The organism is Pseudomonas sp. B7(2017) (assembly GCF_002112745.1).
Classification (GTDB): Bacteria; Pseudomonadota; Gammaproteobacteria; order Pseudomonadales; family Pseudomonadaceae; genus Aquipseudomonas; species Aquipseudomonas ekonensis.
Genome location: NZ_NEIP01000001.1, coordinates 325315 through 339037 on the forward strand (window position 1 = coordinate 325315; position 13723 = coordinate 339037).

The window sequence follows — 13723 nt, forward strand, 5'->3', positions numbered from 1 at the left end:
CGCAAGGGCACTGCTGTGCGGGTTACTCGATGAAGGTGACGACGCCGTCCTTCAGCGATTTGACCCGGGCCAGCGATTCGACGCGGTAGCCCTGGGAGTCCAGCTCGGCGCGGCCGCCCTGGAACGACTTTTCGATGACGATGCCCAGGCCCGCCACGGTGGCGCCGGCCTGCTTGATGATCGAGATCAGCGCCTGGGACGCTTTGCCGTTGGCCAGGAAGTCGTCGATGATCAGCACGCGGTCGCTGCTGGTCAGGTGACGGGGGGAGATGGCCACGGTGCTTTCGGTCTGCTTGGTGAACGAGTACACGGTCGCCGACAGCAGGTTCTCGGTCAGGGTCAGGGACTGGTGCTTGCGGGCGAAGATCACCGGTACGCCCAGGTTCAGGCCGGTCATGATCGCCGGGGCGATGCCCGAGGCTTCGATGGTGACGATCTTGGTGATGCCCGAATCCTTGAACAGCGCGGCGAATTCGTCGCCGATCAGCTTCATCAGGGCCGGGTCGATCTGATGGTTCAGAAAGGCGTCGACTTTCAGGACCTGGTCGGAAAGCACGATGCCTTCTTCGCGGATTTTCTTGTGCAGTGCTTCCATGAAGCGTTCCTCTACTGGCGCCGTGTGCGCCGAAGGTCTAGTAAAAAAGTGGTCGATTCTAACGCTTTAGCATCGCGCGTATATCAGCCAATGCGTTGTTGCCCCGCACGGCCTTGACTTCGGTCGGGGTGTCATCGTTGCCTTCCCAGGCCAGGTCGTCCGGCGGCAGCTCGTCGAGGAAGCGGCTCGGGGCGCAGTCGACGATCTCGCCGTACTGCTTGCGCTTGGCGGCGAAGGTGAAGGCCAGGGTCTGGCGGGCGCGGGTGATGCCCACGTAGGCCAGGCGGCGTTCCTCTTCGATGGTGTCGGCCTCGATGCTGGAACGGTGCGGCAGGATTTCCTCTTCCATGCCCATGATGAACACGTAAGGGAACTCCAGGCCCTTGGACGCGTGCAGGGTCATCATCTGCACGCCCTCGGCGCCGTCTTCCTCTTCCTGCTGGCGTTCGAGCATGTCGCGCAGCACGAGTTTGCCGATGGCGTCCTCGACGGTCATCTCGCCGTCTTCGTCCTTCTCCAGGGTGTTCTTCAAGGCTTCGATCAGGAACCAGACGTTGCTCATCCGGTAGTCCGCGGCCTTGTCGCTGGAACTGTTGGTGCGCAGCCAGTTCTCGTAGTCGATGTCCATGACCATGCTGCGCAGGGCCGAGATCGGATCCTCGCCGGCGCACTGCTCGCGCACCTTGTCCATGAAGCGCTTGAAGCGCGACAGGCGGTCGGTGAAGCGGCTGTCCAGGTGTTCGCCCAGGCCGATCTCGTCGGTGGCGGCGTACATCGAGATCTTGCGCTCGGTGGCGTAGTTGCCGAGCTTCTCCAGGGTGGTGGAGCCGATTTCCCGGCGCGGCACGTTGATCACCCGCAGGAAGGCGTTGTCGTCGTCCGGGTTCACGATCAGGCGGAAGTAGGCCATCAGGTCCTTCACTTCCTGGCGGCCGAAGAAGCTGTTGCCGCCGCTCAAGCGGTACGGCACCTGGTGGTGCTGCAGCTTCAGCTCGATCAGCTTGGCCTGGTAGTTGCCGCGGTAGAGGATCGCGAAGTCGCTGTAGGGCCGGTCGGTGCGCAGGTGCAGGCTGAGGATCTCCATGGCCACCCGCTCGGCCTCGGCGTCCTCGTTGCGGCAGCGGATCACGCGGATCTCGTCGCCGTGGCCCATCTCGCTCCACAGCTGCTTCTCGAACTCGTGGGGGTTGTTGGAGATCAGCACGTTGGCGCAGCGCAGGATGCGGCTGGTGGAGCGGTAGTTCTGCTCCAGCATCACCACTTTGAGCGACGGGTAGTCTTCCTTGAGCAGCATCAGGTTTTCCGGCCGCGCGCCGCGCCAGGCGTAGATCGACTGGTCGTCGTCGCCCACCACGGTGAACTGGTTGCGCTTGCCGATCAGCATCTTCACCAGCAGGTACTGGCTGGCGTTGGTGTCCTGGTATTCGTCCACCAGCAGGTAGCGCACCTTGTTCTGCCACTTTTCGAGGATGTCGGCGTGGCCCTCGAAGAGCTTCACCGGCAGCAGGATCAGGTCGTCGAAGTCCACCGCGTTGAACGCCTTGAGCGTGCGCTGGTAGTGGGTGTAGACGATGGCGGCGGTCTGCTCCTTGGGGTTGCGCGCGTTCTCCAGGGCCTGGGCCGGCAGGATCAGGTCGTTCTTCCAGGCGCCGATCATGTTCTTGATCTCGTCGACGCCGTCGTCGCCCGAGTATTCCTTCTGCATGATGTCGGTCATCAGCGACTTGACGTCGGTCTCGTCGAAGATCGAGAAACCGGGCTTGTAGCCCAGGCGCTCGTGCTCCTTGCGGATGATGTTCAGGCCCAGGTTGTGGAAGGTGCTGACCGTCAGGCCGCGGCCTTCGCCGGCGCGCAGCAGGGTGCCGACCCGCTCCTTCATTTCGCGGGCGGCCTTGTTGGTGAAGGTCATCGCGACGATGTACTGGGCGCGGATGCCGCAGTTCTGGATCAGGTGCGCGATCTTGCGCGTGATCACGCTGGTCTTGCCGGAGCCAGCGCCGGCGAGCACCAAAAGAGGGCCGCCGACGTAGTTCACGGCCTCTTGCTGCCGGGGATTGAGTCGGGACATACGGAAATTCGGGAGTCGTTGACGAAATGGGGCGGCATTTTAACAGGCTCAGCGAATTGTGCCGCACCTGTCCGACTTGTGACGCAGCACGCGGTTACAGTTTGCCGGTTTTGATACTTTCACGCAGGATGTGCGGAGATTTTGCGTCTAATGTTCTCATTCGTGACACAAAACGACGATTTGATAACCGATGTCATTTGGTCATTGGCCGGCGCAACGGCATAATGCCCGCCGCCCACATCATTGCAGAGTCTAGGGAGTCAGCTTGTCTACGCCTGTCGAACCCTTGCGTTTGCTGCTGCTGGCCGAAGAGCCGGCCTGGACAGCGTTGTTGCGCGAGTGCCTGGCGCCGATGGGCAGCTCGGAGGTGCTGATCGGCGCGCCGGACTGGGATTCGGTCAGCCGCCTGTTCGAAGACAACCGCCACGCGGTGTTGTTGACCGTGCCGGCCCTGCAGCCGGCGCCCGGGCGCTGCAGCCTGCCGACGGTGCTGCTGCTGGAGCACGAGCCGGCGAACCCGCCCGACGGCGTCAGCGACTGGCTGGTGCGCGACGCGCTCGACACCGGCATGCTGCGCCGCTGCCTGCGCCATGTGCGCGAGCGGGGCGTGCTGGAGAACACCCTGCAGCGTTTGGCCGAACAGGATCCGCTGACCGGGATCGCCAACCGCCAGGGTTTCCAGACGTTGCTCACGGCCCGCTTGGCCGAAAACGACGGCCGCGGCCTGGCCCTCGGGCACCTGGACCTGGACAACTTCCGCCACGCCAACGACGCCCTCGGCCACCAGGCCGGCGACCGCCTGATCCTGCAGGTGGTGGCGCGGCTCAAGAGCCAACTGGAGGCCGGCGATCAGCTGGCCCGGCTGGGCAGCGACGAATTCGCCCTGCTGATCGACACGCGCCGCGCCCCGCAGCGCGCCGAGTGGATGGCCGAGCGCATCACCGAAGCGCTGGCCGAACCCTACTGGATCGACGGCGAGAGCCTGCTGATCGGCTCCAGCCTGGGCATCGCCCATGCCCGCGCCCATGCCGGCGCCGACCCGCTGATGTGGCACGCGCACATCGCCATGCAGCAGGCCAAGAGCACCCAGGGCTGCACCTTCCATATCTTCAACGAACGGATCAACCGCAACGCGCGGAGCATGGCCGACCTGGAAAGCGAGCTGCGCCGGGCCTTGCGCCGCGACGAACTGGAACTGCACTACCAGCCGCGCCTGAACCTGGCGGACGGGCAGATCGTCGGCCTCGAGGCCCTGGTGCGCTGGCGCCACAGCGAGCGCGGGCTGCTGCCGCCCAGCGAGTTCGTGCCGCTGGCCGAGCAGAGCGGGCTGATCGTGCCTTTGGGCTACTGGGTGATCTCCCGGGCCCTGCGCGACATGCAGGCCCTGCGCGAACACGGCCTGCCGGCGCTGCACATGGCGATCAACCTGTCGTTCCGCCAGTTTCAGGACAGCCAGCTGCTGCCCACCCTCAGTCGCCTGATCGCCGAACGCGGCGTCGAGGCCCAGTGGCTGGAGTTCGAACTCACCGAAACCGCCGTGATGCGCCGCAGCGACCTGGTCAAGCAGACCATGGACGCCCTCGGCCGCCTCGGCGTGCGCTTCTCGCTGGACGACTTCGGCACCGGGTTCTCCTCGTTCGTGCACCTCAACAGCCTGCCGATTACCTTGCTCAAGATCGACAAGAGCTTCGTCGGCGGCATGGAACAGCGCGAAGAGAACCGCAAGCTGGTGCACGCGATGATCAACCTGGCGCACAACCTGCACCTGGAAGTGGTGGCCGAAGGGGTGGAGACCCCTGAACAGATGGCGTTGCTGCGCGGGTACGGTTGCGACCAGGTGCAGGGCTACCTGATCAGCAAGCCGCTGCCGCTGGCGGAGCTGGTGGCTTACCTCACGGTCGGTTCCGGCGAAGAGCCGGCGCTGGACGTCGTGGTCTGAGCGGATCACTCCGGCAGGTGCAGTGCTTCGGCTGAGGCCAGCGCCAGCAGGCTGGCGCCCGCAGAGAACTGCGGGGCACCGCTAAACCCTGTGGGAGCCAGCCTGCTGGCGATGGCGCCAGTCCAGACGCCGCGTGAATAGATCATTCAGCCTGGGCGACCGCGAACGAATCCGAAGGCTCGTGCCGGATCATCCGCTTCATCTTCCACTCGAACCCCAGCGTCAGGCACACCGCCGCGCACGCCAGCCCCAGCGCCAGGCCCCACCAGACGCCGGTCGGCCCCCAGTGCAGATGGAACGCCATCAGCCACGCCGCCGGCGCGCCGATCAGCCAGTAGCAGCCGAGCCCGACCAGAAACGTGGTCTTGGCGTCCTTGAGCCCGCGGATGCAGCCCATGGCGATGGTCTGCACGCCGTCGAACAGTTCGAACCACGCCGCCACCATCAGCAGGCTGACGGCCAGGCGGATCACCTCGGCGAAGGCCGGGTCGTCATGATCCAGGAACAGGCCCACCAGCGGATCCGGCAACAGCCAGAACACCATGGCGAAGCACAGCATCACCGCCGCGCCGAAGGCGATCCCGACCCGCCCGGACATCCGCGCGTCGAGCAATTGTCCGGCGCCGTAATGCTGACCGATGCGCATGGTGATCGCGTAGGACAGCCCCGCCGGCACCATGAACGCCACCGAGACGATCTGCAGGGCGATCTGGTGCGCCGCCAGTTGCGTGCTGCCCATGGTGCCCATGCACAGCGCGGCGAAGGCGAACAGCCCGACCTCCACGGCGTAGGTGCCGCCGATCGGCAGGCCCAGGCGCCACAGTTCCTTGAGGTATTGCCGGTTGAGGCGCGACAGGCCCTGGCGCAGCGGGTAGGCGTCGTAGGCCGGATGCCGGCGGATGTGCCAGGCCAGCGCCAGCGCCATGCAGTTGGCGACGATCGCCGTGACCAGGCCGATGCCGGTCAGCCCCAGCTTCGGCAGGCCGAACAGTCCGGTGATCAGCGCGTAGTTGAGCAGGAAGTTGGCCACGGTGCCGGCCAGGCTGATGACCATCACCGGCGTCGCCCGACCGATGGCGCTGGTGAAGCCACGCAGGGCCATGAAGCTCAGGTAGCCGGGCAGGGCGAACGGCAGGGCCAGCAGGAACTGCCCGGCGGCGTCGACGTTGGTTTGGGTCTGGCCGAACAGCAGCAGCACCGGCTTGAGGTTCCACAGCAGCAGACCGGCGCCGAGGGCCATCAGCCAGGCCAGCCACAGCCCGGCCTGGGTCAGCCGCGCGGCGCCGAGGATGTCGCCGGCGCCCTGACGGATCGCCACCAGGGTGCCGACCGCCGCGATCACGCCGATGCAGAAGATCGACACGAACGAATAGCTCGCCGCGCCGAGGCCGCCGCCGGCCAGGGCCTCCGGGCTCAGGCGCGCCATCATCAGGGTGTCGGTCAGCACCATCAGCATGTGCGCCAACTGCGAGGCGATCAGCGGCCCCGCCAGCCGGAGGATGGCCCAGAGTTCGGTACGCACGGGACGCTGCATGGTCGTCACATCCTTTTAATCGAGGGAGCAAGAGACCGTCGATTCTCGCGGTTCGGCGGGGTTGGCACAAAGGGATAAAAAGGATGGGTGGCATGATTAAAACTCATCCAGGGGCATTTCTGCTAAGTTGACGCCATCCCGCAACCGGAGCCTTGTCTATGTCCCGTCGTCTGCCGCCCTTGTATGCCCTGCGCGCATTCGAAGCAGCGGCGCGGCACAGCTCGTTCACCCGCGCCGCCGAAGAGTTGTCGATCACTCAGAGTGCGGTCAGCCGGCATGTCCGCACGCTCGAGGAGCACTTCGCCTGCCGGCTGTTCCACCGCAGCGGCCGCAACCTGCAGCTGACCGAATCGGCGCGCCTGCTGTTGCCCGGCATCCGTGAAGGTTTTGCGGCGCTGGAGCGGGCCTGCAATACCTTGCGCGCCGAAGACGACATCCTGCGCATGAAAGCCCCGTCGACCCTGACCATGCGCTGGCTGCTGGCGCGGCTCAGCCGGTTCCGCCATCTGCAGCCGGGCAACGAGGTGCAGTTGACCAGTGCCTGGATGGACGTGGATTCGGTGGACTTCAACAACGAACCGTTCGATTGCGCCGTGCTGCTCAGCGACGGGCATTTTCCCCCGGACTGGGAAGCCAGCCTGCTGTTCCCGGAAGAACTGATCCCGGTGGGCGCGCCCAACCTGCCTGATGACCGGCCCTGGGACGCGGCGCGGCTGGCCGCCACCGAACTGCTGCACCCGACCCCCGACCGGCGCGACTGGCGCAGTTGGCTGGAGCGCATGGGCCTGTCCGAGCAGGTGTCGCTCAAGGGCGGGCAGGTGTTCGATACCCTGGAGCTGGGAATGATCGCAGCGGCACGGGGCTACGGCGTATCGATGGGCGACCTGCTGATGGTGGCCGAGGACGTGGCCCAGGGACGGCTGAGCCTGCCGTGGCCCACCGCCGTCGCCAGCGGCCTGAACTACTACCTGGTGTGGCCCAAGACCCGTCCGGGCGGTGAACGTTTACGCCGCCTCAGCGATTTCCTTCAGGGCGAAGTCCGGGCGATGGAACTGCCGCAGGTCGCGCGCTTGAGCTGAATCGTTCGAGCCACCACAATGCCGGCCCTGGGGCATAACCCTGTTGTGCGCTCAAGTATTCGTTTTCACAGCCGAATACGTCCAAGTGGAACCGTCGTGCCGGTCCACGATACACCCCCATTATTAGAATATTTTCCGAGCCGTGATCAGGGAGGATCCGCAGGCCCGGCCAGGAGCTGTCCATGTCTCAACCCCGCGCCCGGATCGCCTCGCAGCTGGGCCTCGCGCTCGCCGTGATACTGGCGGTCGTCATCAGCGGCAGTACGGTGTTCGCCTTGCGTTCGCTGGATTCGGCCAACCTCGCCACCCGTGAAGAGCACCTGGCCAGCGAGGCGCGCCTGCTGGCCGACCAACTGAGCACCTTCCACGGCACGCTGCGCGAAAGTACCCAGCGCCTGAGCGGGCTGTTCGAGAAGCGCTTCAGCGCGGGCCTGAGCATCCACCCGGACGAACCGGTGACCGTCGCCGGCACCCGCACGCCGGGCCTGCACCTGGGCGGTGAGGTGTTGAACAACAACTTCAAGGAAGTCGACGAGTTCAAGCAGATGACCGCCGGCGTCGCCACGCTGTTCGTGCGCAGCGGCGAAGACTTCATCCGCGTCAGCACCTCCCTGAGCAAGCAGGACGGCACCCGGGCCATCGGCACCGTGCTCGACCACGCCCACCCGGCCTACGCGCGGTTGATGGCGGGGCAGGGCTATGTCGGCCGCGCCTTGCTGTTCGAGCGCCTGTACATGACCCAGTACACCCCAGTGCGCGACGCTGACGGCAAGGTGATCGCCGTATTGTTCGTCGGCTTCGACTACACCGATGCGCAGAACGCCCAGTTCGACAACCTCAAGCGCTTCCGCATCGGCCAGACCGGCTCGTTGGCGCTGCTGGACGAGCAGGGCAAATGGCTGGTGGCCCCGGCCGGCGTGCAGGCGCCGGAGCAAGCGGTGTCGGTGGTCGCCGGTCTGGCGAAGACCCCGGGCAAGGGCCGCTTCTGGAGCGACAGCGCCGAAGACTTCTACAGCATCGCCGTACCGTTCGACGGCGGGCCGTGGTCGGTGGTGGCGAGCATGCCGAAAAGCGAGATCCGCGCCGTGACCTGGAGCGTCGGCACGCAACTGGCCATCGGCAGCCTGCTGGCGATGCTGCTGGCGGTGGGTTCCGTGGTCTGGCTGCTGCGCAGCAAGCTGCAGCCGCTGGGGGATCTGGTGCGGCAGGCCGAGGCGCTGGGCGCCGGCGACCTGAGCGTGCGCCTGGACGTTTCGAGCAACGACGAGATCGGTCAGCTGGCCCGCGCCTTCAACCAGATGAGCCAGGCCCTGTCGACCATGGTCGAGCACATCCGCCGTTCCTCCGAAGAGGTCAACCGCCGGGCCCAGGCGCTGTCGGGCTTGTCCGGCGGCGCGTACGAAGGCATGGAGCAACAGTCCGGCGAAATCACCAGCATGGCGGGCGCGGTCGAGGAGTTCAGCGCCACCTCGCTGAACATCGCCGACAACATGGGCAACACCCAGCGCCTGGCCCAGGAAAACGCACAGCAGACCCAGATCGGCCGCACCTCGATGGAAGAAGCGTCTTCGTCGCTGGAGCAGATCGCCGGCGCGCTGAACACCACCGCGACCGTCATCAACACCCTCGGTCAGCGTTCCCAGGAAATCGGCGGCATCGTCAGCGTGATCACCGCGATCGCCGAACAGACCAACCTGCTGGCGCTCAACGCCGCCATCGAAGCGGCCCGCGCCGGCGAACAGGGTCGCGGCTTTGCGGTGGTGGCCGACGAGGTGCGCAACCTGGCTTCGCGCACCCGTCAGGCGACCGACGAGATCTCCGGCATGATCCAGAGCATCCAGCAGGAGACCGGCAACGCCATCAGCACCATGGAGCAGGGCAATGCGCTGATGCAGGAAGGCCTGTCGCGCAACGCCAACGTCGCCTCGGCCCTGGCGCGCATCGACGAGCAGAGCCGCTCGGCGGGCCAGCAGTTCGCGGCGATCACCACCGCGACCCAGGAGCAGAGCAGCACCGCGACCCTGCTCAGCAGCAACCTGCAGAGCATCGCGCTGGCCAACAGCGAACAGCGCGAAGTGGTGTCCAACCTGGCGGTCACCGCCAAGGAGCTGGAGAAGCTGGCGGCGGATCTGCGCTCCGAGGTCGACCGCTTCCGCTGAGTCGCCCCCGCCATCGATGCGCCGGACAGACCGCCATCGCCAGCAGGGCTGGCTCCCACAGTTCTAGCCGCCTCACCGCGCGCCCTGTGGGAGCGGGCTTGCCCGCGATGGCGGCGGAACATCCGACATCGATGTGCCGGACAGACCGCCATCGCCAGCAGGCTGGCTCCCACAGTTCTAGCCGCCTCACCGCGCGCCCTGTGGGAGCGGGCTTGCCCGCGATGGCGGCGGAACATCCGACATCGATGTGCCGGACAGACCGCCATCGCCAGCAGGCTGGCTCCCACAGTTCTAGCCGCCTCACCGCGCGCCCTGTGGGAGCGGGCTTGCCCGCGATGGCGGCGGAACATCCGACATCGATGTGCCGGACAGACCGCCATCGCCAGCAGGCTGGCTCCCACAGTTCTAGCCGCCTCACCGCGCGCCCTGTGGGAGCGGGCTTGCCCGCGATGGCGGCGGAACATCCGACATCGATGTGCCGGACAGACCGCCATCGCCAGCAGGCTGGCTCCTACAGTTTGCCGGCACCTCCAATCCCCTGTGGGAGCGAGCCTGCTCGCGATGGGCCCGACGCGGTTCCCGCCCCTACTGCGTCGCCGGCCGGTACTGCAGCGCCTCCGCCAGATGCTCGCGGCGGATGCCGTCGCAGCGTTCGAGGTCCGCCAGCGTCCGCGCCACCTTGAGCAGGCGGTGCGCCGAGCGCAGCGACAGCGTCAGGCGCTCGCAGGCCGATTCCAGCCACGCCTCGTCGGCTGTGGATAACCCGCAATGGTGCCGCAGCCCCGGCAAATCCAGAAAGGCATTGGCGCACCGTTGGCGCTTCTGCTGGCGCTCCCGGGCCTCGGCCACTTGCCCGGCGGCACTGGCGCTGTCCTCCCCCGGTTTCACCAGCGGATTCAGCGCCGTGGCTTCCCGCGCCACCGTCAGGTGCAGGTCGATCCGGTCCAGCAGCGGCCCCGACAGCTTGTTGCGGTAGCGCTGCACCATGTCCGGCGTGCATGAGCAGCGGCCGGTGGGTTCGCCAAGATATCCACAGGGGCACGGGTTCATCGCCGCCACCAGTTGGAAGCGCGCCGGAAAGCGCACCCGTTCCTTGGCCCGGGCAATCACGATGTGGCCTGACTCCAGCGGCTCGCGCAGCACCTCCAGCACCTTGCGGTCGAACTCCGGCAGTTCGTCGAGGAACAGCACGCCGTGGTGGGCAAGGGTGATTTCCCCGGGCTGCGGTTTCGAACTGCCGCCCACCAAGGCCGGCCCGGACGCCGAGTGGTGCGGCTGGCGGAAGGGGCGCTGCGGCCAATGGGTCAGCGGCGCGCCGTTGGCGACCGACTGGATGGCCGCGACCTCCAGCGCTTCGCTTTCGGTCAGCGGCGGCAGCAGCCCCGGCAAGCGGCTGGCCAGAAGCGTCTTGCCGGTGCCCGGCGGTCCGCTGAACAACAGGTTGTGGGCGCCTGCCGCGGCGATCAGCAAGGCGCGCTTGGCGGCCGCCTGGCCTTGCACCTCGTTGAGGTCGGGGTAGGGTTTGGCGGCGTGGATCAGGCCGTCCGACACGTACGGCTCGACCGGCGTGTGCCCGTTGAAGTGCGCCACCGCCTGCAACAGGTGATCCACCGCGATCACCTTCAGCCCCGACGCCAGGCACGCTTCCTCGGCGTTGGCCCGCGGCACCACCAGCGAGCGGCCGGCCCTGCGCGCCGCCAGCGCCGCCGGCAGCACCCCGCGCACCGGGCGCACGGCGCCGGACAGCGCCAGTTCGCCCAGGCACTCCACGTCGTCCAGGGTCAGGGTCGGCACCTGTACGCTGGCCGAAAGGATGCCCAGGGCGATGGCCAGGTCGAACCGCCCGCCGTCCTTGGGCAGGTCCGCCGGGGCGAGGTTCAGGGTGATCCGCCGCGCCGGAAACTGCAGCCCGGAATTGATGATCGCGCTGCGCACCCGGTCCTTGCTCTCCTTCACCGCCGTCTCGGGCAGGCCGACCATGGTCAGCGACGGCAGGCCGTTGGCCAGATGGACTTCGACGGTGACGGCGGGGGCCTCCACGCCGATCTGGGCGCGGCTGTGGACGATGGCGAGGGACATGGGCGTTCCTTGAAATGGGCGGGCCGCTTCCTGCGGTGCTTCAAGGGTAGACGGGGGAAACGGATCCGGCGGCGGGCGCGGGGCGGCAAACCTTCACCGGATGTTGCGGCAGGCGTCTTCCCGGACGCCTGCCGTTTCAGCCCTAAGTGCGCGCAGGCCGCGCCAGCACAGCGTTGCGGATGCGCGGCCCGTAGAGGCCGACGATGAGGCCGAGGACGATCAGAATCACCGCCAGCACTTTGTTCAGCGGCACGCTTTCGTTGTACGCCACGATGGCCGCGATCAGGACGGCCAACGCTACGTGCAATGGCTCAACGGTGGTTTACCTCCGGGGAGGACGAGGGTTATCGCGCGGCGGAAGTCCGGTTCAGGCATGCCCAGTACAGCAGCGCGACGCCGCTGATGGCGGCGCCGAGCAGGCACACGTTCACCCAGCCGTAATGGGCGTAGGTGTAGGTGGCCGCTACGGCGCCCAGGCCGCTGCCGACCGAGTAGAAGCACATGTAGGCGCCCGCCAGGCGGCTTTGCGCGTCGGGCCGGGCGGCGAAGATCAGGCTCTGGTTGGTCACGTGCACCGCTTGCACGGCGAAGTCCAGCAGCACCACGCCGATGACCATGGCCAGCAGCGAGCTTTCGACGAACGCGGTGGGCAGCCAGGACAAGGTCAGCAGCGCCAGGGCGATGCCGGTGGTGCGGTTGCCCAGGCCCCGGTCGGCCAACTGTCCCGCCTTGGCGGCGGCCAGGGCACCGGCGACACCGGCCAGGCCGAACAGGCCGATCTGGGTGTGCGACAGCGACAGGGGCGGCGCGCTCAGCGGCAGCACCATCGAGGTCCACAGCACGCTGAACGCGGCGAAGATGAGCAGGGCGAAGGTGCCCCTGACGCGCAGGGTGCGTTCGCTCAGGTACAGCTGGAAGACCGAGCGCAGCAACTGCCGGTAGCCGCCGGCGGCCGGTGGCGCGGCGGACGCCGGCAGGGTGCGGTGCAGCACCAGCGCCATGCCGGCCATCAGGGCGGCCGAGACGAAATACACACCGCGCCAACCCGCCAGGTCCGCCACGGCGCCGGAGACGAAGCGGGCCAATAGAATGCCCAGCACCACGCCGCTGGTGACGGTGCCGATGGCCTGGCCGCGCTGTTCCGGGCTGGCCAGGGCGGCGGCGTAGGCGACCACCACCTGCACCACCACGGCCATCAAACCCACCAGCACCATCGCGCCGAGCAGCGTGAGCCAGTCCTGCGACAGGCCGACCGCGCAGAGGGCGACGGCGGACGTCAGCATCTGCGTCAGGATCAGTCGCTTGCGGTTGAGCAGATCGCCCAGCGGCACGATGAACAGCAGCCCCGCCGCGTAACCGGCCTGGGTGGCGGTCACCACGACGCCGATGGCGCCGGGCGCGACCGCAAGGCTCGCGGCCATGGACTCCAGCAGCGGCTGGGCGAAATACACGTTGGCCACCGCCATGGCGCAGGTGATGGCGAACAGCAGCGTCCGGTAGCGGCCGAGCGTCGGCGCCGGGTGTTCCCGAGCAGCCAGGGCAGCGGTCTCGCGATCCATTGTCGAGGGCGTTTGAGAATCCGGCATCGCGACATCCATCCTTGAGCTGATGTGGTTTCGAAACAAAACCGATGCGTGAATTTTTACCCAATCAAGTTTTAATATACAACCAGTTGTTCGAAGCACTTACCCTGACGCCCGCAGCGTCTTTTTTCCTTCTTGCCGATTGAATCCGGAGAACCATGGCCCGACAGCAGCAACTGGCGCAAAGCGAATGCCCCGTGGCCCGAACGCTCGAAGCCATCGGCGACCGCTGGGTGCTGATGATCATCCGCGACGCCTTCGACGACGTCCGCCGGTTCACGGAATTCCAGAAACGCCTGGGCCTGGCCCGCAACATCCTCACGGTCAAGCTCAAGATGCTGGTCGAGTTGGGGGTGTTCGAGGTGCAGCCGGCGTCCGACGGCAGTGCCTACAAGGAATACGTGCTGACCGAAATGGGGCGCTCCGTGTTTCCCATCGTGGTCAGCCTGCGCCAGTGGGGGGAGCGCTTCCTCTTCAAGGAAGGCGAGTGCCATTCGGTGCTGCTGGACGACGAACTGTCGGAACCGATCGAGACCCTTGCGGTCCGCTCAAGGTCGGGCAAGGTGCTGTCTCCGGCCGATTGCCACCGGCGGGTGGTCAAGCGCGGCGCCTGAGGCGCGGGACGCCTTCACCGGATACGCGAACCCCACACCGGAAGGTGTGGGGTTTTTCATGGGCTGCCGATCC

General features: G+C 66.9%; 10 protein-coding genes and 1 pseudogene. 5 read left to right on the forward strand and 6 right to left on the reverse strand.

Annotated features, from left to right (window positions below):
• Positions 1 to 22: 22 nt before the first annotated feature.
• Both CAG29_RS01525 and rep read right to left on the reverse strand, forming a co-directional pair.
• On the reverse strand, positions 23 to 595 hold the full coding sequence (locus CAG29_RS01525; protein ID WP_085578914.1) for a xanthine phosphoribosyltransferase: 573 nt from the start codon (positions 593 to 595) through the stop codon (positions 23 to 25).
• Between the two features lie 58 nt (positions 596 to 653).
• Entirely contained in the window at positions 654 to 2663 is a 2010-nt protein-coding gene (gene rep / locus CAG29_RS01530) for a DNA helicase Rep (RefSeq protein ID WP_085578912.1), read from the reverse strand.
• A 265-nt stretch (positions 2664 to 2928) separates the two neighbouring features.
• Here rep and CAG29_RS01535 point away from each other — a divergent pair, with 265 nt between their 5' ends.
• Positions 2929 to 4602: a bifunctional diguanylate cyclase/phosphodiesterase gene (locus tag CAG29_RS01535; RefSeq protein ID WP_085693788.1), complete on the forward strand. Its 1674-nt coding sequence runs from the start codon at positions 2929 to 2931 to the stop codon at positions 4600 to 4602.
• 142 nt (positions 4603 to 4744) lie between these two features.
• Here CAG29_RS01535 and CAG29_RS01540 read toward each other — a convergent pair whose 3' ends face one another.
• Positions 4745 to 6136, reverse strand: coding sequence for a NorM family multidrug efflux MATE transporter (locus CAG29_RS01540; protein ID WP_085693789.1), 1392 nt, complete (start codon positions 6134 to 6136; stop codon positions 4745 to 4747).
• Between the two features lie 158 nt (positions 6137 to 6294).
• Between CAG29_RS01540 and CAG29_RS01545 the strand changes: the two genes are divergently transcribed.
• From CAG29_RS01545 to CAG29_RS28935, 3 genes and pseudogenes are all read left to right on the forward strand, one after another.
• Positions 6295 to 7215: a LysR substrate-binding domain-containing protein gene (locus CAG29_RS01545; RefSeq protein WP_085578905.1), complete on the forward strand. Its 921-nt coding sequence runs from the start codon at positions 6295 to 6297 to the stop codon at positions 7213 to 7215.
• A gap of 182 nt (positions 7216 to 7397) precedes the next feature.
• Positions 7398 to 8519, forward strand: a pseudogene (locus tag CAG29_RS28930) (Cache 3/Cache 2 fusion domain-containing protein); the annotation flags it as partial.
• Between the two features lie 132 nt (positions 8520 to 8651).
• Positions 8652 to 9374, forward strand: a complete 723-nt coding sequence (locus CAG29_RS28935; RefSeq protein WP_371916608.1) for a methyl-accepting chemotaxis protein — start codon at positions 8652 to 8654, stop codon at positions 9372 to 9374.
• A gap of 585 nt (positions 9375 to 9959) precedes the next feature.
• On the opposite strand, the gene CAG29_RS01555 is transcribed toward CAG29_RS28935, so the two are convergent.
• The 3 genes from CAG29_RS01555 to CAG29_RS01560 form a co-directional block, all read right to left on the reverse strand.
• Positions 9960 to 11453 carry a YifB family Mg chelatase-like AAA ATPase gene (locus CAG29_RS01555; protein ID WP_085693791.1) on the reverse strand — a complete coding sequence of 498 codons (1494 nt, stop codon included), beginning with the start codon at positions 11451 to 11453 and terminating at the stop codon, positions 9960 to 9962.
• Between the two features lie 142 nt (positions 11454 to 11595).
• Positions 11596 to 11760 carry a hypothetical protein gene (locus CAG29_RS28420; RefSeq protein WP_170929951.1) on the reverse strand — a complete coding sequence of 55 codons (165 nt, stop codon included), beginning with the start codon at positions 11758 to 11760 and terminating at the stop codon, positions 11596 to 11598.
• A gap of 37 nt (positions 11761 to 11797) precedes the next feature.
• Positions 11798 to 13012 carry an MFS transporter gene (locus CAG29_RS01560; protein WP_371916609.1) on the reverse strand — a complete coding sequence of 405 codons (1215 nt, stop codon included), beginning with the start codon at positions 13010 to 13012 and terminating at the stop codon, positions 11798 to 11800.
• Positions 13013 to 13194: 182 nt separating this feature from the next.
• On the opposite strand from CAG29_RS01560, the gene CAG29_RS01565 reads away from it, so the two are divergent.
• Entirely contained in the window at positions 13195 to 13650 is a 456-nt protein-coding gene (locus CAG29_RS01565) for a helix-turn-helix domain-containing protein (RefSeq protein WP_085637136.1), read from the forward strand.
• Positions 13651 to 13723 lie beyond the last annotated feature (73 nt).

Excerpts from the sequence above, each read along its gene's own strand:
- CAG29_RS01525 (WP_085578914.1), bottom strand. The coding sequence starts at position 595 with ATGGAAGCACTGCACAAGAAAATCCGCGAAGAAGGCATCGTGCTTTCC.
- rep (WP_085578912.1), bottom strand. The coding sequence starts at position 2,663 with ATGTCCCGACTCAATCCCCGGCAGCAAGAGGCCGTGAACTACGTCGGC.
- CAG29_RS01540 (WP_085693789.1), bottom strand. The coding sequence starts at position 6,136 with ATGCAGCGTCCCGTGCGTACCGAACTCTGGGCCATCCTCCGGCTGGCG.
- CAG29_RS01545 (WP_085578905.1), top strand. The coding sequence starts at position 6,295 with ATGTCCCGTCGTCTGCCGCCCTTGTATGCCCTGCGCGCATTCGAAGCA.
- CAG29_RS28935 (WP_371916608.1), top strand. The coding sequence starts at position 8,652 with ATGGCGGGCGCGGTCGAGGAGTTCAGCGCCACCTCGCTGAACATCGCC.
- CAG29_RS01555 (WP_085693791.1), bottom strand. The coding sequence starts at position 11,453 with ATGTCCCTCGCCATCGTCCACAGCCGCGCCCAGATCGGCGTGGAGGCC.
- CAG29_RS01560 (WP_371916609.1), bottom strand. The coding sequence starts at position 13,012 with ATGGATCGCGAGACCGCTGCCCTGGCTGCTCGGGAACACCCGGCGCCG.
- CAG29_RS01565 (WP_085637136.1), top strand. The coding sequence starts at position 13,195 with ATGGCCCGACAGCAGCAACTGGCGCAAAGCGAATGCCCCGTGGCCCGA.